The following is a 24,400-nucleotide window of genomic DNA, read 5'->3' on the forward strand; positions in this document are numbered from 1 at the left end:
CAGGCTTTCTTTTCGGTTCAGCGGCCGGTCTTGGGGGCGAACAGCTTGGCGATGACGCGCGCCACGATGTTGAGCACCATGACGATCACGATCAGCGCGAGGGCGGCTGCCCACGCGCGACCGACGAACGCCTCGGCCGGGATGCCCTGGTTCATGTACTGGGTGTAGGTGAAGACGGGGAGGCTCATCATGCGACCGTTGAACAGGTCGTAGTTCATGGATGCTGTGGCACCCGCGGTGATGAGCAGCGGAGCCGTCTCGCCGATCACGCGCGAGATCGACAGCATCACGCCCGTCGTGATTCCCGCGATGGCCGTCGGGAGGACGACCTTCGCGATCGTCAGCCACTTCGGCACGCCCAGCGCGTACGCCGCCTCGCGCAGTTCGTTGGGTACGAGGCGGAGCATCTCCTCGGTGGAGCGCACGACGACGGGGATCATCAGCACCGCGAGGGCGACCGCACCGACGATCCCGAGGCGGATGCCGGGGCCGAAGAACAGCGCGAACAGGGCGTAGGCGAACAGACCCGCGACGATCGACGGGATGCCGGTCATGACGTCGACGAGGAACGTGATGCCCTTCGCGAGGCGGTTGTCCTTGCCGTATTCGATCAGGTAGATCGCGGTGAAGATGCCGATCGGGATCGAGATGACGGCCGCGGCGAGCGTGATGAGCAGCGTGCCGACGATCGCGTGGAGCGCACCGCCGCCCTCGCCGACGACGTTGCGCATCGACGAGGTGAAGAACTCGGCGGTCCAGTTCGGGGCCCCGGCGACGACCACCGTGATCGCGACCGAGACGAGCGGCACCATCGCCACGGCGAAGGCGGCCGTGACGACACCGGTCACGAGACGGTCGACGGCCTTGCGGCGGCCCTCGACGATCGCGGAGATCGTGAAGATCAGCACGAGGTAGAGGATGGCGCCGAGCACGGCTGCCCCGGCGATGTTGAGGCCCGTGCCGGCCGCACCGGCCATGATGCCGAACGCGGCGAAGGTCACGGCCAGCGAGCCGAGGAGAAGGACCCAAGGCGACCAGCCCGGAAGGCGGCCGTTGGTGAGGCCGTCGGTCGCGACGGACGGTCTCGTGGGGGTCACAGTGGTGGTCGACATGTCAGTTGGCCCCCGAGAATTCCTTGCGCCGGCTCACGATGTAGCGAGCGAGCGCGTTGACGGCGAATGTGACGACGAACAGCACGAGGCCGGTCGCGATGAGCACGTTCACGTTCAGCCCGTAGGCCTCCGGGAAGCTCAGCGCGATGTTCGCGGCGATCGTGTTGGGGTTGTCGGGGGTGAGGAGCGCGAAGGTCACGCCTCCCGAGACGGAGAGCACCATGGCCACGGCCATCGTCTCGCCGAGGGCGCGGCCGAGGCCCAGCATCGAGGCCGAGACGATACCGCTGCGGGCGAAGGGGAAGACCGCCATCCGCACCATCTCCCAGCGCGTCGAGCCGAGCGCGAGCGCCGCCTCTTCGTGGAGGTTGGGGGTCTGGAGGAAGATCTCGCGGCAGATCGCGGTGATGATCGGGGTGACCATGACCGCGAGCACGATGGCGGCGGTGAAGATCGTGCGGCCGGTGCTGGAGACGGGGCCTGCGAAGAGCGGGAACCAGCCGGCGTTGTCGACCAGCCAGCTGTAGACGGGCTGCACCGCCGGGGCGAGCACGCCGATGCCCCAGAGGCCGAAGACGACCGAGGGGACGGCGGCGAGGAGATCGACGATGTAGCCGAGAGCCTGCGCGAGCCTGCGGGGCGCGTAGTGGGAGATGAACAGCGCGACGCCGATCGACAGCGGCACCGCCATGATCAGCGCGAGGGCGGCTGCCCACACGGTGCCGAAGACGAGGGGGCCGACGTACGACCAGAAGTCGGCGGGAAGGATGGAGGCGTCCGCGTTCGTGGCGAACAACGCCGGAAGCGACTGCACGATCAGGAAGATGGCGACGGCGGCGAGGGTCACGAGGATCATCGAGCCGGCGAACAGCGCCGCTCCCGAGAACCATCGATCGCCCGGGCGGCTCTTCGCTTTCAGGGGCTCGGTCCTGGTGACCGCCGGTGTTGTGGTCATTGCTTCGATTCTCGATCGGAGTCGGGTGTCGGGAGGAGTGCTGCGGGCCTGAAGATGCCCGGTCCGACCTTACGGCCGGACCGGGCATCCATGGGGTCTTACTTGATGGCGTCGATCGCCGCGGTGACCTGCTCGCGCAGAGTATCGGAGATCGGCGAGCTACCGGCGGCAGCGGCGACGGCGTCCTGGCCCTCGGCGCTGGCGGCGTAGGAGAAGAAGCCCTTCACGTTGGCAGCGACCGTGGCGTCCTCGTACTCGGCGCAGCCGATGAGGTAGCTGACGAGAACGATCGGGTAGGCACCGGACGCAGTCGTGGTGCGGTCGATCTTGATCGCGATGTCGGTCGCGGCACGACCCTCTTCCTCGGGCGATGCGTCGACGACGGCGGCCGCGGCCTCGGGGGAGTAGGGGACGAACTCTTCGCCGACCTTGATCGCGACGGTGCCGAGCTCGCCGGCACGCGAAGCGTCGGCGTAGCCGATGGTTCCCTGTCCGCCCTGGACGGCGCTGATGACGCCCGAGGTGCCGTTGGCGGCCTCTCCGCCGGAGAGCGGCCAGACGCCGTCGGCTTCGCTGGTCCACACCGACGGGGCGGCGTCGAACAGGTAGTCGGTGAAGTTCTCGGTGGTGCCCGAGTCGTCCGAACGGTGGACCGCGGTGATCGCGGTGCTGGGGAGCTCGACGCCGGAGTTCAGCGCGGCGATGGCCGGGTCGTTCCAGGTCGTGATGTTGCCCGCGAAGATGTTCGCGAGGGTGTCGGGGTCGAGGTTCAGCGAGTCGATGCCGTCGAGGTTGAAGACGACGGCGATCGGGGAGATGTAGGTCGGCAGCTCGACGAGGTCGGAGCCCTCGGCGCACGAGCCGAAGGGGCCCTCTTCGATCTCGTCGGTCTTGAACGCGCGGTCGGAGCCCGCGAAGGCGAAAGCACCCTCCTGGAACGACTCGCGGCCCGCGCCGGAGCCGGCGGCGTCGTAGTTGACGGTCAGCCCGGCGTTGGCCTCCTGCACGCCCTTGGTCCAGGTCTGGACGGCGACTTCCTGCGACGAGGCGCCGCCGCCGACGAGGTTTCCGGCGAGGTCGCCGGTGCTGGACGAGCTGTCGCCGCCGGAGCCGGCGGGGGCCTCGTTCGAGGCGCACCCGGCGAGGGCGAGGGCTGCGACAGCAGCCACGGCGCCGAACTGGGCGAAACGGTTGAGCTTCACGATGTGAATCCTTCGCGTGTGAGGAAAGAGAAGAACCCGGTGCAGGGTTCGAAACCCGGTGCAGGGTTCGTCGGGAACGCTAGACAGGGACTCTTAAGCAACCGGGCTGAAGAGGTGAACGGACGGTGAACAGGCCCGGGATTCCGCGGGTCTCGGGGGCGGATCAATAGGCTGTGAAAATGCCCGCAACGGACTCTCCTCCCCTCGGCGCGCAGTCCGTGCTCGACCGCTCCGCTTTCGCACCCGCCCCGCGCACCCTCATCGACGTGCTGGTGGAGGTCGCCGCACGCCATCCCGAGGCGTCCGCCGTCGACGACGGATCGGGCGCGTTGAGCTATCGCGAGCTGCTCGCCCGCGTGTGGCAGACGGCGGCGCGCCTGCACGAGGCCGGGGTCGAGCGCGGTGACCGCGTCGGGGTGCGCATGCCGTCGGGCTCGAAGGAGCTCTACGTCTCGATCCTCGGGGTGCTCGCGGCGGGAGCAGCCTATGTGCCGGTCGACGCCGACGACCCGGAGGAGCGGGCGCGTCTGGTCTTCGGCGAGGCGAGGGTCGCGGGCGTCATCACCGGTACCGGCGACTACACGCCGGCCGTGGACGACGACGATGCCGACGTCGCTTCCGAGGAGCTGCCGATCTCGACGCTGTTCGCCGGAGACGCGCCGCATCCGAGCACCCGCTCGACGCCCATCGTCGCCCCGCCCACCGTCGACGACGACGCCTGGATCATCTTCACCTCCGGGTCGACGGGGGTGCCGAAGGGGGTGGCGGTCTCGCACCGATCGGCGGCGGCGTTCGTCGATGCGGAAGCCCTCATGTTCCTGCAGGATGCCCCGCTCGGCCCGGGCGACCGGGTGCTCGCGGGCCTGTCGGTCGCCTTCGACGCGTCGTGCGAGGAGATGTGGCTCGCGTGGGGGCACGGCGCCTGCCTCGTGCCGGCGCCGCGTTCACTCGTGCGGTCGGGCGAAGACCTCGCGCCCTGGCTGCTGCGGCAGGGCATCACCGTCGTCTCCACGGTGCCGACGTTGGCCGCGATGTGGCCGGGCGACGCGATCGAGAACGTGCGCCTGCTGATCTTCGGCGGCGAGGCGTGTCCTCCGGAGCTCGCCGCACGCCTGGTGGCCGAGGGGCGCGAGGTGTGGAACACCTACGGGCCGACCGAGGCGACCGTCGTCGCGTGCGGCGCCCCGCTCGACGGTTCCGTGCCCGTGCGCATCGGGCTGCCGCTGGACGGATGGGCGCTCGCCGTGGTCGACGACGCCGGCCACCGGGTCGCCGAGGGCGGCATCGGCGAGCTGATCATCGGCGGGGTGGGCCTCGCGCGCTACCTCGACCCCGCGAAGGATCGGGAGAAGTACGCGCCCATGCCCACGCTGGGCTGGGACCGCGCCTACCGCTCGGGCGACCTGGTGCGTTTCGACCCCGAGGGCCTCGTCTTCCAGGGCCGGGCCGACGACCAGGTCAAGGTCGGCGGGCGCCGCATCGAACTCGGCGAGGTCGAGTCGGCCCTGCAAGACCTGCCCGGGATCGCCGCCGCCACCGTCGCCGTGCGTCACACCGAGGCCGGCGTGCCGATCCTCGTCGGTTACCTCGTCACCGAGGGCGGCGCGGAACTCGACCGGTCGGCAGCGCGAGCGGCGCTGGCCGAACGGCTGCCGGCGGCGACCATCCCGCTCCTCGCGGTCGTCGATGAGCTGCCGGTGCGCACCTCGGGCAAGGTCGACCGCGCCGCCCTCCCGTGGCCGCTCCCGGGTGTGGACGCACCGGTCGCCGTCGACTTCTCGCCCGCGGAGGCCTGGCTCGCCGAGCAGTGGCAGGCCGTGCTCGGCATGCCGGTGCCCGACCGCAAGGCCGACTTCTTCGACCTCGGCGGCGGCTCGCTGGCCGCCGCGCAGCTCGTGTCGCGCATCCGCGCGCGCGTGCCGGAGTTCTCGGTCGCCGACATCTACGACGTCCCCCGGCTCGGCGCGATGGCGAAGGCGCTCGGGCCGCTGGGCGACGACGACGCGACCGTGGGGTTCCGTCGCCCCCTGCCGACCCCGCGCGCGACCCAGTGGGCGCAGACCCTGCTCGGCGTTCCGCTGTACATCCTCTCCGGCGTGCGCTGGCTGCTGTACCTGCTGACCGCGAGCGCGATCCTGCAGCTCGTGCCCGGCTTCGACGCGCTTCCGACCGCGCCGTGGCCGCTCATCGTCGTCGGGCTCGTCGTGTTCGCGACGCCGTTCGGGCGCATGGCGATCGCCGCCGCATCCGCCCGGCTCCTGCTCGCCGGCCTCGCGCCCGGCGACTATCCGCGCGGCGGCTCGGTGCATCTGCGGCTGTGGCTCGCCGAGCAGATCGCGGCGCAGGTCGACGCGGTCGGCCTCGCCGGGGCACCGTGGGTGACGTACTACGCCCGCGCGCTCGGTGCCAAGATCGGCCGCGACGTCGACCTGCACACGCTCCCGCCGGTGACGGGCATGCTCGAGATCGGCGACCGCGCGTCGATCGAACCCGAGGTCGACCTCACGGGGTACTGGATCGACGGCGACCTCGTGCGCATCGGGCGCGTGCGCATCGGCGCCGAAGCCAGCATCGGAGCGCGCAGCACCCTCGCCCCGGGAACCCGGATCGGGCAGCGCGCCGAGATCGCGCCGGGCTCGGCCGTGTTCGGCCGCGTGCGCGCCGATCAGACCTGGGCGGGCTCGCCCGCCGTGCGGGTCGGCGGCGCGGGCGGAGGCTGGCCCTCCGAGAGACCGCCTGCCGCTCATCGCTGGCTGTGGGCGTACGCCGCCTCGGCCGCCGCCCTCGCGCTGCTGCCGCTGATCGCCTTCGCCGTCGGCGGGCTGGTGCTCGCGCAGGGCATGCGCGGCGCCGCCGACCTCGCCGCGGCGCTCGCCGCCGCCCTCGTCTGGCTCGTACCGGCGGTGCTCGCGGTGGGCGTGGTCTTCGCCGGCTCGGTCGTCGTGCTGGTGCGGGTGTTCTCGATCGCCCTCCGCGAGGGCGTGCACCCCGTCCGCAGCCGGGTCGCCTGGCAGGCATGGACGATCGAGAGGTTGCTCGACGCGTCGCGCACCATCCTCTTCCCGCTGTACTCCAGCCTGTTCACCCCGGTGTGGCTCCGGATGCTGGGAGCCCGGGTGGGCCGCGACGTCGAGGCGTCGACGGTTCTGCTGATCCCGTCGATGGCGCGCATCGAGGACGGCGCCTTCCTCGCCGACGACACGATGGTCGCCTCCTACGAGCTGCACTCCGGATGGCTGCGGATCGGTCCCGTCCGCATCGGCAAGCGCGCGTTCCTCGGCAATTCCGGCATGGCGGCGCCCGGCCACCGCGTGCCGCGCGACGGCCTCGTCGCGGTTCTGTCCTCTGCGCCGGTCAAGGCGAAAGCGGGTTCGTCGTGGTTGGGGTCGCCCGCCGTGCGCCTCCGGCGCCTCTCGGCCGCGGGCGACGAATCGCGCACCTACCGCCCGACCTCGGGTCTGCGCGTGGCGCGGGCGCTGTGGGAGATCTGCCGCATCGTGCCCGTCTTCGTCACGTGCGCCATCGGTGTGCTCGTGCTGTTCGCTCTGGCGGGGCTGTGGGATTCGCTCGGCCCCGTCGGCGCCCTGCTGCTCTCCGGGGTCGTGATGCTGGCCGCCGGTGCGGTCGCGGCGACCGCGTCGACCCTGGCGAAGTGGATCATCGTCGGCCCGATCCGTGCGGGCGAGCAGCCGCTCTGGTCGAGCTTCGTCTGGCGCACCGAGGTGTCGGACACCTTCACCGAGATGGTGGCCGCCCCCTGGTTCGCGCGCGCGGCGACGGGCACCCCGGCCCTGGCGATGTGGCTGCGGTCGCTGGGCGCCAAGATCGGCACGGGCGTCTGGTGCGAGAGCTACTGGCTGCCCGAGCCCGACCTCGTGACGCTGGGTGACGCCTCGACCGTGAACCGCGGATGCGTCGTGCAGACGCACCTCTTCCACGACCGGATCATGAGCATGGATGCGGTGGAGCTCGAGCCGGGGGCGACGCTCGGCCCGCACAGCGTGGTGCTGCCGGCGGCGGCCATCGGTGCCCACGCGACGGTCGGGCCGGCCTCGCTCGTCATGCGGGGCGAGACCGTTCCGGTCGGATCGCGGTGGAGCGGCAACCCGATCGGTCCGTGGCGCGCGGTCAAGGCCCGCGCCTACCAGTCGACACAGTGACAGGCTGGGGTGAACACCCGAGAACGGTTCCGCCCGCCCGGCGCCACGGACACCCCGACAGAGGCCCAGTGACAGAGCTCGCACACGACCCGTACACGCCCCAGAGCGGCGATCCGACGTTCGGCGTCGAGTCGTACGACCTGCGGATCGGTTATCGCGTGCGGACCAACCGCCTCGAAGGGGTGGCCACGCTCGAAGCGGTCGCTCACGTCGCCCTCCGGGCGTTCACGCTCGACCTGGTCGGACTCCGCGCGACGCGGGTGCGCGTGAACGGCGAGGCCAGAACGTCGTACCGCCCCGGACCGCGCAAGCTCCGTGTCGTACCCGTCGCCCCGATCGCGGCGGGGGAGCGCTTCACGGTGGAGGTCGTCTACGCGGGACAGCCCGCCCCGCGTCGATCCCGTTGGGGCACCATCGGCTGGGAGGAGCTCGACGACGGGGCGCTCGTGGCCGCGCAGCCCACGGGAGCCCCGACGTGGTTCCCGTGCAACGACCGCCCCGCCGACCGCGCGCGTTACCGGCTCGAGATCACGACCGAGGACGGCTACGAGACCGCGGCCACGGGAACGCCGAGTGCGCCCGTTCGTCGCGGCGGGTCGGTCACCACGACCTTCGCCTCCGACACCCCGACGGCGACCTACCTCGCGGCCGTGCATATCGGCCGCTATCGCACGACGCCCCTCACCGGCACGGGGGTCGCCGCGATCCCGACGGTGCGCGTGAGCGCGCCGCCGGCTCTGCGCTCAGCGGTCGCGGCAGCCTTCGCCGACGTGCCGCGGATGCTGCGCGTGTTCGCCGAGGCGTTCGGCCCCTACCCGCAGACCGACTGCGCGCTCGTCGTCACGGAGGACGTGCTCGAGATCCCGCTCGAGGCGCAGGGGCTCGCCGTGTTCGGCTCCAACCATCTCGCGCCCGCGTCGCAGCGGCTCGTCGCCCACGAGCTCGCCCACCAGTGGTTCGGCAACAGCGTCGGGCTCGCGCGCTGGGAGGACATCTGGCTCAACGAGGGCTTCGCCTGCTACGCCGAATGGGTGTGGTCGGAAGCATCCGGTTCCACGAGCGCCGGCGCGCTCGCCGCGTCGCACCACGCGCGTCTCGCCGCGCAACCGCAGGATCTCGTCCTCGCCGACCCCGGACCGGACCGCATGTTCGACGACGTCGTCTACAAGCGCGGTGCGCTGACCCTCCACGCGCTGCGCACGCTCCTGGGCGACGAGGCGTTCTTCCGGATGCTGCGCGACTGGACGTCGACGCATCGCCACCGCACCGTGGTGACCGACGACTTCCGCCACCTGGTCGCGAACGCCGGCGGAGCCGCCGCGGCGGCACTGCTGAGCGCGTGGATCGACAGGACGCCGTTGCCGCCGTTCGGCTGACTTCTGCGTCCGCGTACTGCCAGAATGGTCGCCATGCGACGGTTGCGAGTATCCCGCCTCGTGCGCGGGTCGCTCGCGGCGGGCGTGGCGACCTTCGTCGCCCTGCTCTCGCACGTGTCGGCGGGCGGCGCGATGCCGGGATGGATCGGGATCGTCGTCCCGCTCACGGTCTCGGTGCCGGTCTGCGTCATCCTCGCCGGTCGCAGCCTCTCCGCGGTGCGGCTGGCGCTCGCGGTGGGCATCAGCCAGGCGCTGTTCCACACGCTCTTCGTCCTCGGAACCTTCGCCCCCTCGAGCGGCGCGGCGACGACCCGTTCCCACGTGCACCAGGTGGGTATGAGCATGCCGATGGGCGCCGCGGCCGAGACGATGGCCACGGGGGCCGATGCCGCGATGTGGCTCGCGCACGGGATCGCCGCGATCGTGACCGTCGCAGCGGTGCACCGCGGTGAGGCCACGGGTCGACGGCTGATCGAGCTCGCCCGCCGGATCCTGTCGTGGGTGCGCCGCCGCATCCTCGCTTCGTCGATCTTCTCGCCCCCGGTGCCCCGCCTCGTGCGGGCGGGGGTCGTCTCGGTACGGCCGGCTCTGTCGGTCGTCGTCGTCGCGTCATCGGGACGGAGGGGTCCGCCCGTCGTTGCCGCTGTCTGAGCACGGCCACGCCGCGCCCGGACCTTCCGACGACCCCTTCTTCCGCGATCGACGCGTCAGCTCGCCGCGCTCCCTCCCGGGTGCGCACGGCTCCGTCGTCGACGACCCCAAACGAGAGACCTTCCCATGACCACGACACTCGCGCGCCCCGACGGCGGGACGCCCCCCGAGGCGAAGAAGCAGAGAGGCTGGTTCGGCCAGCTGCTGCTTCGCCTGCACTTCTACGCCGGCATCCTCGTCGGGCCTTTCATCTTCGTCGCCGCCGTCAGCGGCGCGCTCTACGCCCTGACCCCGCAGGTCGAGCAGGTCGTCTACGACCACGAACTCCGTGCACCGGTCACCGACACGTCGCTGACCCTCGGCGACCAGATCGAGATCGCCGAGGCGTACATCGGCGACGCGGCGACGCTCTCCGCGGTACGGCCGGCCCCCGAACCCGGTGACACCACCCGCGTCATGTTCGCCCAGGACGGACTCGGCGAGAGCGAGTCGCGGGCGGTCTTCGTCGACCCCGGCACGGGGCAGATCCGGGGCGACCTCGTCGTCTACGGCACCAGCGGAGCCCTGCCTCTGCGCACCTGGGTCGACCAGCTGCACCGCAGCCTGAATCTGGGCGAACCGGGTCGCTACTACAGCGAGCTCGCCGCATCCTGGCTCGGCGTCGTGGCCCTCGCGGGTCTCGCGCTCTGGATCATCCGCATCCGACGCTCGAAGGCCAAGAAGGATTTCGTGCGACCGAATCGCGCCTACAGCGGGTACCGCCGGGTCTTCTCGTGGCATACCTCCGTCGGCATCTGGGTGCTGGTGGGCGCGCTGTTCCTCTCCGCGACGGGCATCACCTGGTCGGCCTATGCCGGCGCGAACGTCAGCAACCTCCGGGCCGCTCTCGACTGGGGCACCCCGTCGGTGAGCACGAGCCTCTCGGGCGAGGCGGACGCCGGCGGCGGGGAGCACGCCGACCACCACGGCGGGGGGAGCGCCCCGACGGGCGATGCCGACCCCGCGACGTTCGACGCCGTCCTCGCCGTCGCCGAGGGCGTGAACGTCAACACCCGACGCGTGGAGATCAAGCCCCCCGCCGAGCCCGGCACGGCCTGGGTGGTCCAGGAGATCCAGCGCAGCTTCCCCACGGAGGTCGACGCCGTCGCGGTCGACGGCTCCACCCTCGAGGTGGTCGACCGCGTCGACTTCGCGGAGTTCTCGATCCCGGCCAAGCTCGCACGCTGGGGCATCGACCTTCACATGGGCTCGATGTTCGGCCTCGTCAACCAGATCGTGATGTTCGTGATCGCCTCGGGCATCGCCGCGATGGTCGTGCTCGGATACGCGATGTGGTGGAAGCGGCGTCCGACGCGGACGGGTGCGCTCGTCGGCACGCCCCCGCGGCGCGGCGCACTCCGCGGCGCACCGTGGTGGGGCATCGTCGCGGTCATCGTCGGTGCGGTCGCCGTCGGGCTGTGGTTGCCGTTCGTCGGGTACACGCTCGCGGCATTCGTCGTGGTCGACGTCGTGGTCGGGTGGTGGCAGCGCGCGAGAACCCGCGCGTGACCGTCGCTGACGGTCGGGGCCCCGGTCCCGGCCGTCAGCTCGACGCGATGGCGAACGCGGCCGAGAGAACGACCCCGCGCGGGCCGTCGAGATCGACGCCGGCGAGGTCGCCCACGCGCCCGGGCACGCGGGCGGTCCACGACGCGGCCGACCCGACGACGTCGACCAGGGCGGGGTCGATGCGGAGCCCCCGCCCATCGGCTTTGAGCGCGGCCTCGACGCGCGTCCACGCGCGGACGTCGGCGGGCCGATCGCCGAGCACACCCGCGAGACCGGCCGCGTCGCGCTGCGGATCGTCGACGAGCTCCGCGTCGATCCCTATGGCCGAGGCCTCGGTGCGGGAGACGGTGGCGACGACAGCGTGGTCGCCGGCGTAGGCGACGGATGCTTCGAACTCCGCGCCGGCGATGCGCACCGGTCCGTGGTCGCCGCCGCACCGCGCGCACGGGTTGGACAGGACCGCCCCGGGCACGAGGTCGCGGATCAGCGCCCAGGCCACGGAGCGACGAGCGCCGCCGTCGGGCACGCGGGCCCACGCGAGGCGGAGCGACGTCGGGGCACCCGTCATCGCTAGAGCCTCGGGTCGTGCGTCTCGATCGAGACGATGCCCGCGCCGGGGTTGTCGACCGGCAGATGCGCCACCGAGAAGGCGGCGGTGTCCAGCGTCGACGCACTGCCCAGGTAGGCGCCGGGGCGGGTGCCGGTGGTCGCCGCCAGCTCAGAGAGGATGTCGGGGAGCACGGGGCCGTGGCTGCACAGCACGACGGGCTTGCGGGCACGAACGCGCTCGACGACGACGGTGCGCGGGTCAGACAGCCCGTGCGACCACGCGTGCTCGCTGATGAGCTCGGTGCGGTCGACGCGGCGCCCCAGAGCGGCCGACAGCGGCATGACGGTGCGGATGCATCGCTCGGCGGGGCTCGAGACGATCCGTCGCACGCCGAACGCCAGGAGCGGGCCGACGATCGCGTTGGACTGGCGCCGACCTCGTGTGTTCAGCGGGCGCGCGGCGTCGTCGCCGTCCCAGTCCTCTCTCGACTTCGCCTTCGCGTGGCGCAGGACGACGAGGGGGAACGTGCGCAGCACGCCGCCGTCGACGAGCGCGGTGAACGCGTCGAGGATCTCGATGTCGACCGGGTAGCTCAGACGCGCACGGGCTTTCTTGACGCTCATCCACTCGACGGACGAGACCTCCTTGTTGGGCACGAACGACGTCGAGCGCACCGCGGCATCCGTCGCCTCGGTCGCCCAGTAGTGCACGATCTTCGTGCGGCCGTTGGGCATCGCGTAGCGCGAGACCCCCACCGGCGCGCCGAGGGAGACGCGCAGGCCCGTCTCCTCGTGGATCTCTCGTACGGCCGCCTCGGGGAGCGTCTCGCCGGGATCGAGCTTGCCCTTGGGCAGCGTCAGGTCGCGGTATCGCGTGCGCGTGATGAGCAGCACGCGCAGCTTTCCGTCGACCACGCGCCACACCACACCGCCCGCGGCATAGACGGCGGTCTCGGTCATCGAACCGCCCGAGCCCGGCGCCGACGCTGGACGTTGACCATCGTCTTGTCCTGCATGTCCACGAGCGGTCGGCCGTCGGCGTCGACGCTGCGTCTGATCCACTCTCCGTCGGCCTGGAGGTGCCACGAGCTCGTGCCATCGCTCATCGCGAGGTCGAACAGGGCGCTCAACTCCAGCAGCTGCGCCGGATCGATCACGCGGACGAGCGCCTCGACGCGGCGGTCGAGGTTGCGGTGCATCATGTCGGCGCTGCCGATGTACACCTGCGGATCGCCGTCGTTCTCGAACGCGAAGATGCGCGAGTGCTCGAGGTAGCGCCCCAGGATGCTGCGCACCGTGATGTTCTCGCTGAGCCCCGGCACGCTCGGCTTGAGCGAGCAGATGCCCCGCACCCACACCTCGACCTTCACACCGGCCTGGCTCGCCCGGTACAGCGCGTCGATGATCTGCTCGTCGACCATCGAGTTGACCTTGATCCGCACGCGGGCGGGCTTGCCCGCCTGTGCGTTGTCGCGCTCGCGCTCGATGAGGCGGACGAGACCCTTGCGGAGGTGGAGGGGGGCCACCAGGAGGCGCTTGAACTTCTTCTCGATCGCGTACCCGCTCAGTTCGTTGAACAGGCGCGTGAGGTCGCGGCCGACCTGATCGTCGACGGTGAAGAGACCGAAGTCCTCGTAGATGCGGCTCGTCTTCGGGTTGTAGTTGCCCGTGCCGACGTGGCTGTAGTGGCGGAGCACGCCCTCTTCCTCGCGGATGACGAGGGCGAGCTTGCAGTGGGTCTTGAGTCCCACCAGGCCGTAGACCACGTGGACGCCGGCCTTCTCGAGCTTGCGGGCCCAGACGATGTTGTTCGCCTCGTCGAAGCGCGCCTTCACCTCGACCAGGGCGAGCACCTGCTTGCCGGCCTCCGCCGCGTCGATGAGCGCCTGCACGATCGGGCTGTCTCCCGACGTGCGGTACAGCGTCTGCTTGATGGCGAGCACGTGAGGGTCGCGTGCGGCCTGCTCCAGGAAGGCCTGCACGCTCGTCGCGAACGACTCGTAGGGGTGGTGCACCAGCACGTCGGCGGAGCGGATCGCGGCGAACAGGTCGGCTCGGCCGTTCTGCTCGGCGGGTTGGAACGCGACGGCCGTCTTCGGCACGTGCGGCGGGTAGTGCAGATCGGGGCGGTCGATCTTCGAGAGGTCGAACAGGCCGCGCAGATCCAGCGGGCCGGGGAGGCGGTAGACCTCCTGCTCGGTGATGTCGAGCTCGGTGATGAGCAGGTCGAGCGTCACGTCGTCCATGTCATCGGTGATCTCGAGGCGGATCGGAGGCCCGAACCGGCGACGCAGCAGCTCGGCCTCGAGGGCCTGGATGAGGTTCTCGGTCTCATCCTCCTCGATCGTCATGTCTTCGTTGCGGGTGAGTCGGAAGGCGTGGTGGTCGAGCACCTCCATGCCGGGGAAGAGGTGTCCGAGGTGGTTGGAGATGAGCTCTTCGAGCGGCAGGTAGCGCACGCGGTCGCCCGCCGCGACCTTGACGAAGCGGGGGAGCATCGGCGGCACCTTGAGACGTGCGAACTCCTGGCGACCGGTGCGGGCATTGCGCACGCGGATGGCGAGGTTCAGCGACAGCCCCGAGATGTAGGGGAACGGGTGCGCGGGATCGACGGCGAGCGGCATGAGCACGGGGAAGACCTGCGTCTGGAAGTACTCGGTCAGCGTCTCGCGGTCGCCGTCGTCGAGCGAGTCCCAGGTGACCACGTCGATGCCGGAGTCAGACAGGGCCGGGCGCACCAGGTCGTTCCACACCGCGGCGTGGCGCAGCTGCAGCGCGTGCGCGTCGGCGGAGATGTCGGCGAGCACCTCCTGCGGTGCGCGGCCGACGTTGGTCGGCACGGCGAGACCGGTGAGGATGCGGCGGGCGAGGCCTGCGACGCGCACCATGAAGAACTCGTCGAGGTTGCTCGCGAAGATCGCCAGGAAGTTCGCCCGCTCCAGGGTGGGGAGCGTCGGGTCTTCGGCCAGTTCGAGAACCCGCTGGTTGAAGGCCAGCCAGCTCAGCTCACGGTCGAGGTAGCGATTCTCGGGAAGCTGGGCGTCGACCGCCTCGACCGCTTCGTCGAAGTCGTCGTCATCCGCGTCGCCGAGACCTGAATCGAGCGCGTCGTCCTGGATCATTCCCTCATCATGACAGGACGAGGTGACGCCCGCGTGAACGGGTCGACGGCTTCTCGAGCGCCTACGAGGCTCCGGGTGCCGCCGCGGCTGGAGGAACGTCGTCCTCGTACACGTTGAAGCGGTAGCCGACGTTGCGCACCGTGCCGATGAGCTGCTCGAGATCGCCGAGCTTCGCGCGCAGGCGTCGTACGTGCACGTCGACCGTGCGGGTGCCGCCGAAGTAGTCGTAGCCCCAGACCTCGCTCAGCAGCTGCTCGCGCGTGAACACCCGGGAGGGGTGCGTGGCGAAGAAGTGCAGGAGCTGGAACTCCTTGTAGGTGAGGTCGAGCGGCTTGCCGTGCACCTTCGCCGAGTACGACGACTCGTCGATCGTGATGCCAGAGGTCTGGATGCGGCTGGAGACCTGCTCCTTCGCCATCCGCCCGACGGCGAGCCGGATCCGCGCGTCGACCTCCGCGGGCCCCGCCGTCATCAGGATGACGTCGTCGACCCCCCAGTCGGTCGAGACCGCGGTGAGCCCGCCTTCGGTGACGACCAGCACGAGCGGGGCATCGAGGCCCGTGGTGTTCAGGATCTTGCACAGCGACTTCGCGCCGACAAGATCGGCACGGGCGTCGATGAACACGACGTCGGCGCTGGGTGCGTTCACCAACTGCGCCGGTTCGGCGGGGATCTGCCGAACGCGATGGCTGAGGAGTTCGAGCGCGGGCAGCACGGAGCTGCCGCCGGGGGCGGAACTCAGAACGAGAAGCTGTGCCAACAGGGACCTCCGCGTCGCGTTCCCCGCGACGTGCCCATCCTAGGGCGACTCGGGGGAACAGGTGTTCGCGGGTGCGCGCGGGCGTCGCGTAGGCGAGAATGTCGGCATGCCCGGTCCTGAACTCGCACCTCGCCGCACGGTCGGCGGGGTCATCGCCGTCTGGGTGGTCGCAGCGCTCGCCGGGATCGCGATCGGAATCTTCGTGCCCGCCGACGACCGAGCCGCCTGGCTCACCGTCGGACTCGGCGGCACCCTCGTGCTCGCCTTCACCATCCAGCTGTCGTACGGCCGTTCGCAGCAGTTCGTGGAGCGGGTCGCCGCGAGCGTCCTCGGAGCCCTCGTCGTGCTCGGCGTCATCAGCGCGGGCTTCGGGCTCGCCGCGATCGTTCCCGGATAGACTGCACGCATGGACCTCCTCGCGCTCGAACTGTTCTTCGTGGGCCTGCTGGGCTTGGCCTCGCTCGCCATCGCCTTCGTCTCGGTGGTCGTCGTGAAGAACCTGTACCGCGGTCAGCGCTGATAGAACGTGTTCGACCTTCCCACCGACCTCCCCGCAGACCTCGCGCCGCTCTCGTGGCTGGTCGGCGTCTGGGAGGGAACGGGTGTGCTCGACTACGAAGCATCCGGTCACAGCTACGCCGGCGAGTTCGCCCACCGCGTGAGCTTCAGCCATGACGGCGGCTCGTACCTGAACTACTCGGCCAGCGCGTGGCTCCAGTCCGGTGACACCACCACTCCGCTGGTATCCGAGATGGGGTACTGGCGTCTGAGCCGTCCGGCCACCGACGCCGACGCGGGCCCCGCGCTCCTTCCCCCGCGCGAACCCGCGCCGGCCCGCACCGTCGACGACGTCGAGGCGCTCCGCAACGCCGAGGGCGGGTTCGACATCGAGGTCTCGCTCGTCCACGCCGACGGGGTGCACGAGCTGTATCTCGGCCAGGTGCGCGGACCCCGCATCGATCTCGCGACCGACGCCGTGGTCCGCGCGGCCGGCGCGAAGGACTACGTCGCCGCCACGCGCATGTACGGTCTCGTCGATGCCCATCTGCTCTGGGCGTGGGACATCGCGGCCTTCGGCCAGGAGCTGCGCTCGCACGCCTCGGCGCGTCTCGCGCGGGTCGACTGATGGCCACCGATTACTCCGGCGTCCCGGGCGCCGTCGCCGACGAACGGGGCCTGCGCCACGTGGGCGGTCCGCTCGCCGAGCAGCGCGCGCTCGTCGCCGGCCGTGCGGTCGCCCCGCTGGGCGACCGCCGCGTGCTCACGGTCTCGGGCGAAGACAGGCTGAGCTGGCTCGACTCGCTCTCGTCGCAATCGCTCACCCACCTGGCGCCCGGCGTCGGCACCGAGACGCTCATCCTCGACCCGCAGGGCCGGGTCGAGCACGCCGCGTCGATCGTCGACGACGGCGAGACGGCGTGGCTGCTCGTCGACGAGTCGGACGCCGCGGGCCTGGCGACCTGGCTCACGAAGATGCGTTTCCGACTGCGCGTCGAGGTGCGCGACCGGTCCGATGACCTGGCGATCGTCGGTGGCACTGCCGCGGCCGTCGCCGCGCTGACCGCCGTCGGTCCGACGGGCACCCCCGTCCGCTGGCGAGACCCGTGGCCCGACGTCTCGCCGGGCGGGTGGGGCTACGCGGTCGTCGAGCCGCACCCCGGTGCCGACCGCGACTGGAGCGAGGCGGTCGTCACGCTCGCCGAGCTCGACGAGATCGTCGCCGCGGCGGCGCGCGGCGAGATCGCCCTGGCCGGGCGCGACGCCGTCGACGCGCTCCGTGTCGCCGCGTGGAGGCCCCGCGTGAGCGCCGACGCCGACGAACGCGCCCTCCCGCACGAGCTCGACTGGATGCGCACCGCCGTCCACCTGTCGAAGGGCTGCTATCGCGGCCAGGAGACGGTCGCGAAGGTGCATAACCTCGGGCATCCTCCGCGCCGGCTCGTCGCCCTGCAGCTCGACGGGAGCGACAGCGTGCTGCCCGCGCCGGGCGACGTCGTGCGGGCGGGGGAGACCGAGGTCGGGGCCATCACGTCCGTCGCGCTGCACTACGAGGACGGCCCCATCGCCCTGGCGATCGTGAAGCGCTCGGCGCCCACCGATGTCGACCTCGTCGTCGACACGAGCGACGGTCCGGTCTCGGCCGCCCAGGAGGTCGTCGTTCCGCGCGACGCGGGGGCGACAGCATCCGTTCCCCGTCTTCCTCGGCTGGGGCGGCGCGCCGCCTCGTCGTGAGCGCCGCGAACGAGCCCGCGCCGACGACGGGAGTCGTCACCACGGGATGGCGGTCGCGACTCGATCTTCGTCCCCGGCTGTTCCGGGTGCGCGACTCGGGCGCCGCGATCATCCAGATCGTTCTCGCCGCCACCGGTGCCTACACCTTCGCCCATCTCGTACTGGGCCACGCGCTCCCGCTCGTCGCCGCGACCGTCACGGTCTCGAGCCTCGGGCTTGTGCGCGACGCCCGTCCGCGACGGGTCATCGAGACGGTCGCCGGGATGCTGGTGGGCATCCTCATCGCCGAGGTCATCGTGCTCGTCGCCGGCGGCGGCTGGTGGCAGATCGCGCTCGCGCTGGGCACGACCCTCGTCGTCGCCCGTTTCCTCTCGGCCCAGCCCGCCTTCGCGATCGCGGCGGCCATCCAGGCGCTCATCGCCCTCACCGTCGGTGTGGGCGCGCCGCCGTTCCTGCGGCTGCTCGACGGCATCGTCGGGGGGATCGCGGCGCTCCTCGTGACCGCCCTGGTGCCGCGCAGCGGCCGCCGATCGGAGCTGCGCGACGCGGCCGCCCTCTTCGCCGGGGTGGACAGCGCCATCTCCACGCTCGTGCAGGCGCTGCGGCGAGGCGACCGGTTGCGCGCCGATCGCGGCCTCGAGAAGGCGCGCGCGCTGCAGGCCGCGGTCGACCAGTGGCGCACGTCGCTCGAGTCGGGGCTCGCGATCGCGCGCATCTCGCCCTTCCTTCACCGCGAACGCTCGGAGCTCGCCCGACACGAACGCGTGCGCCAGTCGATGGATCTCGCGACCCGCAACCTGCGGGTCGTCGCGCGCCGCATCTCGTATCTCGTCGACGACGGCGCGCCCCGCGAGATCGCCGCCGATCTGCTCGCCGAGCTCGGCCGCGCCGCACGGCTCGTCGCCGACTCCCTCGACGACATCTCGGTGGAGCCCGCCGCCCGTGCGGTGATCGTCGGCATCGCCGCCCGCCTCGACCCCGCCGCGATGCTGCCCGGGGCAGGTCTCGGCGACCACAACCTCATCGCCGCGCTGCGTCCGCTCGCGGTCGATCTGCTCACCGCCACCGGCATGCCGCCGGGGGATGCCCGGGCGATCATCCCGCGCATCTGATCCGCGGGCGGCTCGGCGCGGTAGACGCGGCGCTCAGCGGGGCGCGACTGCGTGCCAGGGAACGCCGACCTCGCCGAGGCGCCATCGCGAGCGCTCGAGCAGCGGCCATCCCGCGTCCGCGAGGGCGGCGAGGGTCGCCCGCCAGCGCGAGACGGGTCCGAACGCCGACTGCGCCGCAGCGCGCTCCCACTCGCGGTCGAGGGCGGCGAGCAGGTCGTGCACGGGCTCGCCGGGGACGTTGTGGTGGATCAGGGCCTTGGGCAACCGCTCCGCGGCGATCGACGGCTGCTGCAGCCCGGCCAGGCGCAGCGATACGGTCAGGCTGCGGGGTGCGGCGTCCGGGCCGACCTCGATCCAGGTCACCACGCGGCCGATCTCGTCGCAGGTGCCCTCGACGAGCATGCCGCCGGGTGCGAGGCGCGAAGCCATCCGCCTCCAGGCGTCGGCGACGTCGCCCTCGTCGTACTGGCGCAGGACGTTCATCGCGCGGATCACGGCAGGACGCCGTCCGTCGGGCAGCGGCACCTCGAATCCGCCGCGCGCGAACGACACTCCCGTGACGCCCGAGGCGTCGAGCTGAGCCCGGGCGCGGGCGACCCGCTCCGGATCGATCTCGAGCCCCCGCACTTCGACATCGGGGCGCACGCGGGCCAGTCGTTCCTTCAGCTCGAGGGTCGTCACGGCACTCGCGCCGAATCCGAGATCGACCACGAGAGGATCGTCGGAACGCCTCAGCACGCGGTGTCGTGCGATCCATCGGTCGACCCGCCGCAGCCGGTTGGTACCGGTGGTGCCGCGGGTGATCTGACCGACCGGCGACGCCCCCACACCCCCAGTGTGCCAGTGCCGCCCTCGATAGGATGGCGGCATGACCGCGCCTTACACGCTGATCCTCCTCCGACACGGCCAGAGCGAGTGGAACAAGACCAACCAGTTCACCGGGTGGGTCGACGTCCGCCTCACCGAACAGGGCAAGAACGAGGCCGCCCGCGGCGGCGAACTGCTCGCCGAATCGGGTCTGCTGCCCGACGTGCTGCACACGTCCGTGCTCAGCCGCGCAATCCAGACCGCCAACATCGCGCTCGACGCGGCCGACCGGCTGTGGATCCCCGTGAAGCGCTCGTGGCGTCTCAACGAGCGTCACTACGGCGCCCTCCAGGGCAAGGACAAGGCTCAGACGCTCGAGGAGTTCGGACCGGAGCAGTTCAAGCTCTGGCGCCGCTCGTTCGACGTTCCGCCGCCGGCCCTCCCCGCCGACGACGAGTACAGCCAGGTGGGCGACCCCCGCTACGTCGGGATCGACGGCGAGGTGCCCCACACCGAGTCGCTGAAGCTCGTCATCGACCGCATGCTCCCGTACTGGGAAGACGCGATCGTCCCCGACCTGCGCGCCGGGAAGACGGTGCTCGTCACCGCCCACGGCAACTCGCTCCGGGGCCTCGTCAAGAAGCTCGAGGGCATCAGCGACGACGACATCGCCGAGCTGAACATCCCGACCGGCATCCCGCTCGTCTACCGTCTCGACGAGAACCTCGAGCCCGTCGGCAAGGGCGAGTACCTCGACCCGGAGGCCGCCGCCGCCGGCGCCGCGGCCGTGGCCGCGCAGGGCAAGGGCTGACCCCCACCTTCCTGAAACGACGAAGAGCGGATGCTGCGAAGCATCCGCTCTTCGTCGTTCCGCGTGCTTACGCGGGGAGCGTCACGGAGTCGTCGGCCCCGGCCCAGTCGCCGGTGGCGAGGTAGACGACCCGCTTGGCGACGGAGACCGCGTGGTCGCCGAAGCGCTCGTGGTAGCGGCTGGCGAGGGTCGCGTCGACCGTCGCGGTGGCTTCACCCGTCCAGCCTTCGCCGAGCACCTTCTCGAACACGCTGAGGTGCAGCTCGTCGATGGCGTCGTCGTCGTTGCGGATCTCCTCCGCGATCGCGAGGTCTTCGGTGCGCAGCAGCTCCGTGAGCTTCTTCGCGACCGTCACGTCGAGCTCGCCCATGCGGGTGAACGTCGACTTGAGGCCCTTGGGGATCGCGCGCTCGGGGAAGCGCGACCGCGACAGCTGAGCGATGTGCTCGGCGAGGTCGCCCATGCGCTCGAGCGACGCGCTCACGCGCAGCGCAGTGACGACGATGCGCAGATCGCGGGCGACGGGCTGCTGGCGGGCGAGGATCTCGATGGCGAGTTCGTCGAGGGCCGCAGCCTTCTCGTCGATGATCGCGTCGGCCTCGATGACCGCTTCGGCGAGGGTGACGTCGCTCGTGGAGAACGACTGGGTGGCCTTCTCGATCGCGACCGAGACGAGTTCGGCGATCTCGACGAGTCGCGCTTGCACGTCCTCGAGGGACTGATGGAATACTTCACGCATTGCGGCAACCTTCCTGATTCGCAGGCACGCCGGTGCATCCCGCTGACCCTGGCGATTTTCCCCAGCCGAGGTTAACGAGCGGTGCCTTACGAGTGAACAGTATCCGGTGCGAACGGGGTACGACGGGGGCTGGGCGGGGGTTGACGTCTCGTGCCGTTTACTCTTGGCCTATGGATCAGACGCAGCTCACGCTGCTCGCCCTCCTTCTGGGAGCGGTGATCGGCGGTGGTGTGAGCGGGCTGATCTTCTACGCCTTCCGGCTGCGCGATCGCGCCATCGCCCGCACCTCCGACGATGTGCCTTCGGGCGTGTCGGCGATCCTCGCCGCGATGGACGACGCCGCGATCGTGACTGATGCGTCGTCGACCGTGCTGGCCGCCTCCGCGCCCGCCGAGGTGTTCGGCCTGCGCGTCGGCGAGGTCATCCCGAGCGACGAGGTGCGCACGCTCGCGCGTCTGTCGCGCGACTCGGGCGCGCCGGCGACCGAGAACCTGCGTCTGCAGCGCGGGTCCGCACCGTCCGAGCCGCGACTGGTCGCGGCGCGGGCGACGGCCATCTCGCCACGGCTCACACTGGTGCTCATCCGCGACATCACCGAGCGCGAGCGCGTCGAGGAGATGCGCCGCGACTTCGTCGCCAACACCAGCCACGAATTGAAGACCCCCGTCGGTGCGGTGAGCCTGCTCGCCGAGGCGATCGAGATGGCCGCCGACGACCCCGACCAGGTGCGCATCTTCACCGCGCGGCTGAGCGCCGAGGCGTCGCGGCTGGGCGCCCTCACCTCCCGCATCATGAGCCTCTCGCGGCTGCAGGCGTCGGCCGAGCTGACGGAGGTGCGAGACGTCTCGATCGACGAGGTCGTCGCCTCCGCCGTCGATGCCCACACGCTGCAGGCGGACTCCGCGCAGGTGTCCATCGTCCGCGGCGGCACCCGCGGCCTCTACGTCCGCGGCGAGGCGCAGGTGCTCAGCGAGGCCGTCGGCAACCTCATCGCGAACGCGATCGCCTACTCGCCCCAGGGGTCGAGCGTCGGAGTCGGTGTGAAGTCGGTCGACGAGGTGGTCGAGATCGCCGTCACCGACCGGGGCATCGGCATCCACGAGAGCGACCAGAACCGGGTGTTCGAACGGTTCTACCGCGCCGATCAGGCCCGATCGCGGCGGACGGGCGGTACCGGCCTCGGCCTGTCGATCGTCAAGCACGCCGTGCAGCGCCATGGCGGCGAGGTACGGCTCTGGTCGCGCCCCGGTCGAGGATCGACGTTCACCATCCGCCTGCCACTGGCCGACGTGCCCGAAGACCGGGCACCGCGCACCAAAGCTCGTCGCAAGCCGCGTAAAGCGGGCGCACCGAGCCGTTCCACACCCGTGAAGGGGGAAACCGCATGACCCGCGTGCTTATCGTGGAGGACGAGCCCGATCTCGCCGACCCGCTCGCCTACCTGCTGCGTCGGGAGGGATACGAGGTCGAGATCGCCGAAGACGGCGCGATCGCGCTGTCGGCGTTCCGCGACCGCGGCGCCGACATCGTGCTGCTCGACCTCATGCTCCCCGGGATGCCCGGCACGGAGGTGTGCCGCCAGCTCCGGCTCAGCACCACGGTGCCGATCATCATGCTCACCGCCAAGGACTCCGAGGTCGACATCGTGGTGGGGCTCGAGCTCGGCGCCGACGACTACGTCACCAAGCCCTACTCGGCCCGGGAGCTCCTCGCGCGCATGCGGGCGGTGCTCCGGCGCTACTCGCAGGTGGAATCCGACCTCGACGACCGCGTGCTCACCGGCGGACGGGTGACCCTCGACATCGACCGGCACACCGTGTCGGTCGAGAACAACGAGATCAGCATGCCGCTGAAGGAGTTCGAGCTCCTCGAGGTGCTCATGCGCAACGCCGGTCGTGTTCTCACACGTGGCCAGCTCATCGACCGCGTCTGGGGCACCGACTACTTCGGCGACACCAAGACGCTCGACGTGCACATCAAGCGCATCCGATCGCGCATCGAGCAGAACCCGAGCGACCCGAACATGCTCGTCACAGTGCGAGGTCTCGGCTACCGCTTCGAGGGATGACAGAAGCCGCGCTCACCCCTCGGGGTGAGCGCGGCTCTCACGGCGTGATCCGGCCTCAGGGCTGGAAGTCGCCGTAGTAGTCGAGTTCGCCGTCGAGCACGGGCACCTGGTAGAGCACGCCCTCTGAGTCGCCCGACTGGAAGTAGACCGGGATCGTCGAACCCGGGACGCCGTCGATCGCGTCGAGTGCGAGCGGCGGCTCGTTCTCGGCGGAGTCGCCGAGGCTCACCGTCTCGCGAGCGCCGACGCGGACCGTCGCCGTCTGGGCGGTCGATCCTTCGCCGAGCTCGAGGTTCAGGGTCTGCGGTTCGTCGCTCTCGTTGACGATCGCGGCGATCATGTTGGCCGCCTCGCCCTCGGCGTCGCTGATGATGACGACGTTGCGCACCTTCAGCGGCCCGGAGTCGGGGATGTTCACCCCGTCACCGGGGGAGTAGGGCAGCTGCGTCGCCTGGGTGGAGACGAGGGCGCAGCCGCTCGTTCCCAGGAGGACGGCGGCACTCAGGGCGACGGACGCGATGAGGCGGGATTTCACGGTTCCTCCCAGCGGAGCAGACGGCATCCCATGCAGTCTACGTGGTCGCTCGACCGCCCGCGGGACCGCGTGTTCCGCGTCGTTCCTGCCTCCAGGGTGGAGAACCTTAGCGCAAACCCGCCTGTGGTATCCTGGACGTTGCCGAAAGGACATAACTCCATGCTTTTTGAGGTTGGCGAGACGGTCGTTTACCCCCACCACGGGGCGGCCACGATCATTGAGGTCAAGGACCGGATCGTTCGTGGCGAGTCCAAGAAATACCTGAAGCTCAACGTCACCCAGGGAGACCTGATCATCGAGGTGCCCGCGGAGAACGTCGACCTCGTCGGCGTCCGCGACGTCATCGGCAAAGAGGGCCTCGACCGCGTGTTCGACGTGCTCCGCGCCCCCTTCACCGAGGAGCCGACCAACTGGTCGCGCCGGTACAAGGCGAACCTCGAGAAGCTGGCTTCCGGTGACGTGATCAAGGTCAGCGAGGTCGTGCGCGACCTCTGGCGCCGCGACCAGGACCGCGGCCTGTCCGCGGGCGAGAAGCGGATGCTGGCGAAGGCCCGCCAGATCCTCGTGTCGGAGCTCGCTCTGGCCGAGAAGACCGATGAGGAGCGAGCCGGTCTCGTCCTCGATGAGGTCCTCGCCTCCTAGAGGCCGATAGCGTGGCGGC

At 70.9% G+C, this 24,400-nt stretch carries 22 protein-coding genes; 12 read left to right on the forward strand and 10 right to left on the reverse strand.

Annotated elements, in window-relative coordinates; translation table 11 throughout:
* Positions 1-17 precede the first annotated feature (17 nt).
* The 3 genes from pstA to FVP77_RS01945 all read right to left on the reverse strand — a co-directional run bounded on the left by pstA (position 18) and on the right by FVP77_RS01945 (position 3,269).
* Positions 18-1,112 (reverse strand): phosphate ABC transporter permease PstA, encoded by a 1,095-nt coding sequence (gene pstA / locus FVP77_RS01935; protein ID WP_147893004.1) that lies wholly within the window; start codon positions 1,110-1,112, stop codon positions 18-20.
* A 1-nt stretch (position 1,113) separates the two neighbouring features.
* Positions 1,114-2,067, reverse strand: a complete 954-nt coding sequence (gene pstC / locus FVP77_RS01940; RefSeq protein ID WP_147893005.1) for a phosphate ABC transporter permease subunit PstC — start codon at positions 2,065-2,067, stop codon at positions 1,114-1,116.
* A gap of 98 nt (positions 2,068-2,165) precedes the next feature.
* The gene (locus FVP77_RS01945) at positions 2,166-3,269 is read right to left on the reverse strand and encodes a phosphate ABC transporter substrate-binding protein PstS (RefSeq protein WP_147893006.1); all 1,104 of its coding nucleotides are present in this window, start codon (positions 3,267-3,269) and stop codon (positions 2,166-2,168) included.
* Between the two features lie 179 nt (positions 3,270-3,448).
* Between FVP77_RS01945 and FVP77_RS01950 the strand changes: the two genes are divergently transcribed.
* The 4 genes from FVP77_RS01950 (at position 3,449) to FVP77_RS01965 (ending at position 11,004) form a co-directional block, all read left to right on the forward strand.
* On the forward strand, positions 3,449-7,429 hold the full coding sequence (locus FVP77_RS01950; protein ID WP_147893007.1) for a Pls/PosA family non-ribosomal peptide synthetase: 3,981 nt from the start codon (positions 3,449-3,451) through the stop codon (positions 7,427-7,429).
* Positions 7,430-7,497: 68 nt separating this feature from the next.
* A complete protein-coding gene (locus FVP77_RS01955) occupies positions 7,498-8,805 on the forward strand; it encodes a M1 family metallopeptidase (protein ID WP_147893008.1) in 1,308 nt (435 codons plus the stop codon).
* Positions 8,806-8,838: 33 nt separating this feature from the next.
* Complete coding sequence (locus FVP77_RS01960; protein WP_147893009.1) at positions 8,839-9,456, forward strand: hypothetical protein; 618 nt, start codon at positions 8,839-8,841, stop codon at positions 9,454-9,456.
* A 126-nt stretch (positions 9,457-9,582) separates the two neighbouring features.
* Positions 9,583-11,004 (forward strand): PepSY-associated TM helix domain-containing protein, encoded by a 1,422-nt coding sequence (locus FVP77_RS01965; protein WP_147893010.1) that lies wholly within the window; start codon positions 9,583-9,585, stop codon positions 11,002-11,004.
* 34 nt (positions 11,005-11,038) lie between these two features.
* Here the strand turns inward: FVP77_RS01965 and FVP77_RS01970 are convergent, their stop codons facing one another.
* The 4 genes from FVP77_RS01970 to FVP77_RS01985 all read right to left on the reverse strand — a co-directional run bounded on the left by FVP77_RS01970 (position 11,039) and on the right by FVP77_RS01985 (position 15,435).
* Complete coding sequence (locus tag FVP77_RS01970; protein ID WP_147893011.1) at positions 11,039-11,572, reverse strand: 4'-phosphopantetheinyl transferase family protein; 534 nt, start codon at positions 11,570-11,572, stop codon at positions 11,039-11,041.
* Between the two features lie 2 nt (positions 11,573-11,574).
* Positions 11,575-12,513: an NUDIX hydrolase gene (locus tag FVP77_RS01975; protein ID WP_147893012.1), complete on the reverse strand. Its 939-nt coding sequence runs from the start codon at positions 12,511-12,513 to the stop codon at positions 11,575-11,577.
* Entirely contained in the window at positions 12,510-14,675 is a 2,166-nt protein-coding gene (locus FVP77_RS01980) for an RNA degradosome polyphosphate kinase (RefSeq protein WP_147893013.1), read from the reverse strand. The genes FVP77_RS01975 and FVP77_RS01980 overlap by 4 nt, the downstream gene beginning before the upstream one ends.
* 61 nt (positions 14,676-14,736) lie before the next feature.
* Positions 14,737-15,435 carry a response regulator transcription factor gene (locus tag FVP77_RS01985; RefSeq protein ID WP_147893014.1) on the reverse strand — a complete coding sequence of 233 codons (699 nt, stop codon included), beginning with the start codon at positions 15,433-15,435 and terminating at the stop codon, positions 14,737-14,739.
* Positions 15,436-15,541: 106 nt separating this feature from the next.
* On the opposite strand from FVP77_RS01985, the gene FVP77_RS01990 reads away from it, so the two are divergent.
* The 4 genes from FVP77_RS01990 to FVP77_RS02005 all read left to right on the forward strand — a co-directional run bounded on the left by FVP77_RS01990 (position 15,542) and on the right by FVP77_RS02005 (position 18,779).
* A complete protein-coding gene (locus tag FVP77_RS01990) occupies positions 15,542-15,832 on the forward strand; it encodes a hypothetical protein (protein ID WP_147893015.1) in 291 nt (96 codons plus the stop codon).
* Between the two features lie 129 nt (positions 15,833-15,961).
* Positions 15,962-16,561, forward strand: a complete 600-nt coding sequence (locus FVP77_RS01995) for a nitrobindin family protein (RefSeq protein ID WP_147893016.1) — start codon at positions 15,962-15,964, stop codon at positions 16,559-16,561.
* Entirely contained in the window at positions 16,561-17,667 is a 1,107-nt protein-coding gene (ygfZ, locus tag FVP77_RS02000; RefSeq protein ID WP_147893017.1) for a CAF17-like 4Fe-4S cluster assembly/insertion protein YgfZ, read from the forward strand. Before FVP77_RS01995 ends, ygfZ begins: the two co-directional genes overlap by 1 nt.
* Positions 17,664-18,779 (forward strand): FUSC family protein, encoded by a 1,116-nt coding sequence (locus FVP77_RS02005; RefSeq protein WP_187266780.1) that lies wholly within the window; start codon positions 17,664-17,666, stop codon positions 18,777-18,779. The genes ygfZ and FVP77_RS02005 overlap by 4 nt, the downstream gene beginning before the upstream one ends.
* A gap of 33 nt (positions 18,780-18,812) precedes the next feature.
* Here FVP77_RS02005 and FVP77_RS02010 read toward each other — a convergent pair whose 3' ends face one another.
* On the reverse strand, positions 18,813-19,649 hold the full coding sequence (locus FVP77_RS02010) for a class I SAM-dependent methyltransferase (RefSeq protein WP_147893018.1): 837 nt from the start codon (positions 19,647-19,649) through the stop codon (positions 18,813-18,815).
* On the opposite strand from FVP77_RS02010, the gene FVP77_RS02015 reads away from it, so the two are divergent.
* On the forward strand, positions 19,648-20,397 hold the full coding sequence (locus FVP77_RS02015) for a phosphoglyceromutase (RefSeq protein WP_147893019.1): 750 nt from the start codon (positions 19,648-19,650) through the stop codon (positions 20,395-20,397). The two genes, FVP77_RS02010 and FVP77_RS02015, sit on opposite strands and share 2 nt — an antisense overlap.
* A gap of 67 nt (positions 20,398-20,464) precedes the next feature.
* Here the strand turns inward: FVP77_RS02015 and phoU are convergent, their stop codons facing one another.
* Positions 20,465-21,136 carry a phosphate signaling complex protein PhoU gene (gene phoU / locus FVP77_RS02020; protein WP_147893020.1) on the reverse strand — a complete coding sequence of 224 codons (672 nt, stop codon included), beginning with the start codon at positions 21,134-21,136 and terminating at the stop codon, positions 20,465-20,467.
* A 170-nt stretch (positions 21,137-21,306) separates the two neighbouring features.
* Between phoU and FVP77_RS02025 the strand changes: the two genes are divergently transcribed.
* Together FVP77_RS02025 and FVP77_RS02030 are read left to right on the forward strand one after the other, a co-directional pair.
* The gene (locus FVP77_RS02025; protein ID WP_147893021.1) at positions 21,307-22,524 is read left to right on the forward strand and encodes a sensor histidine kinase; all 1,218 of its coding nucleotides are present in this window, start codon (positions 21,307-21,309) and stop codon (positions 22,522-22,524) included.
* Positions 22,521-23,204 carry a response regulator transcription factor gene (locus FVP77_RS02030; protein WP_147893022.1) on the forward strand — a complete coding sequence of 228 codons (684 nt, stop codon included), beginning with the start codon at positions 22,521-22,523 and terminating at the stop codon, positions 23,202-23,204. The genes FVP77_RS02025 and FVP77_RS02030 overlap by 4 nt, the downstream gene beginning before the upstream one ends.
* Positions 23,205-23,259: 55 nt before the next feature.
* Here the strand turns inward: FVP77_RS02030 and FVP77_RS02035 are convergent, their stop codons facing one another.
* Positions 23,260-23,766, reverse strand: a complete 507-nt coding sequence (locus FVP77_RS02035) for a DNA modification methylase (protein ID WP_246133938.1) — start codon at positions 23,764-23,766, stop codon at positions 23,260-23,262.
* Positions 23,767-23,898: 132 nt separating this feature from the next.
* Between FVP77_RS02035 and FVP77_RS02040 the strand changes: the two genes are divergently transcribed.
* The gene (locus FVP77_RS02040) at positions 23,899-24,381 is read left to right on the forward strand and encodes a CarD family transcriptional regulator (RefSeq protein ID WP_147893023.1); all 483 of its coding nucleotides are present in this window, start codon (positions 23,899-23,901) and stop codon (positions 24,379-24,381) included.
* Positions 24,382-24,400: the final 19 nt, after the last annotated feature.

Source organism: Microbacterium hatanonis, assembly GCF_008017415.1.
In the GTDB taxonomy this organism is placed as follows: domain Bacteria; phylum Actinomycetota; class Actinomycetes; order Actinomycetales; family Microbacteriaceae; genus Microbacterium; species Microbacterium hatanonis.

Excerpts from the sequence above, each read along its gene's own strand:
- pstA (WP_147893004.1), bottom strand. The coding sequence starts at position 1,112 with ATGTCGACCACCACTGTGACCCCCACGAGACCGTCCGTCGCGACCGAC.
- pstC (WP_147893005.1), bottom strand. The coding sequence starts at position 2,067 with ATGACCACAACACCGGCGGTCACCAGGACCGAGCCCCTGAAAGCGAAG.
- FVP77_RS01950 (WP_147893007.1), top strand. The coding sequence starts at position 3,449 with ATGCCCGCAACGGACTCTCCTCCCCTCGGCGCGCAGTCCGTGCTCGAC.
- FVP77_RS01960 (WP_147893009.1), top strand. The coding sequence starts at position 8,839 with ATGCGACGGTTGCGAGTATCCCGCCTCGTGCGCGGGTCGCTCGCGGCG.
- FVP77_RS01965 (WP_147893010.1), top strand. The coding sequence starts at position 9,583 with ATGACCACGACACTCGCGCGCCCCGACGGCGGGACGCCCCCCGAGGCG.
- FVP77_RS01970 (WP_147893011.1), bottom strand. The coding sequence starts at position 11,572 with ATGACGGGTGCCCCGACGTCGCTCCGCCTCGCGTGGGCCCGCGTGCCC.
- FVP77_RS01975 (WP_147893012.1), bottom strand. The coding sequence starts at position 12,513 with ATGACCGAGACCGCCGTCTATGCCGCGGGCGGTGTGGTGTGGCGCGTG.
- FVP77_RS01980 (WP_147893013.1), bottom strand. The coding sequence starts at position 14,675 with ATGATCCAGGACGACGCGCTCGATTCAGGTCTCGGCGACGCGGATGAC.
- FVP77_RS01990 (WP_147893015.1), top strand. The coding sequence starts at position 15,542 with ATGCCCGGTCCTGAACTCGCACCTCGCCGCACGGTCGGCGGGGTCATC.
- ygfZ (WP_147893017.1), top strand. The coding sequence starts at position 16,561 with ATGGCCACCGATTACTCCGGCGTCCCGGGCGCCGTCGCCGACGAACGG.
- FVP77_RS02015 (WP_147893019.1), top strand. The coding sequence starts at position 19,648 with ATGACCGCGCCTTACACGCTGATCCTCCTCCGACACGGCCAGAGCGAG.
- FVP77_RS02010 (WP_147893018.1), bottom strand. The coding sequence starts at position 19,649 with ATGCCGCCATCCTATCGAGGGCGGCACTGGCACACTGGGGGTGTGGGG.
- phoU (WP_147893020.1), bottom strand. The coding sequence starts at position 21,136 with ATGCGTGAAGTATTCCATCAGTCCCTCGAGGACGTGCAAGCGCGACTC.
- FVP77_RS02025 (WP_147893021.1), top strand. The coding sequence starts at position 21,307 with ATGGATCAGACGCAGCTCACGCTGCTCGCCCTCCTTCTGGGAGCGGTG.
- FVP77_RS02030 (WP_147893022.1), top strand. The coding sequence starts at position 22,521 with ATGACCCGCGTGCTTATCGTGGAGGACGAGCCCGATCTCGCCGACCCG.
- FVP77_RS02035 (WP_246133938.1), bottom strand. The coding sequence starts at position 23,766 with ATGCCGTCTGCTCCGCTGGGAGGAACCGTGAAATCCCGCCTCATCGCG.
- FVP77_RS02040 (WP_147893023.1), top strand. The coding sequence starts at position 23,899 with ATGCTTTTTGAGGTTGGCGAGACGGTCGTTTACCCCCACCACGGGGCG.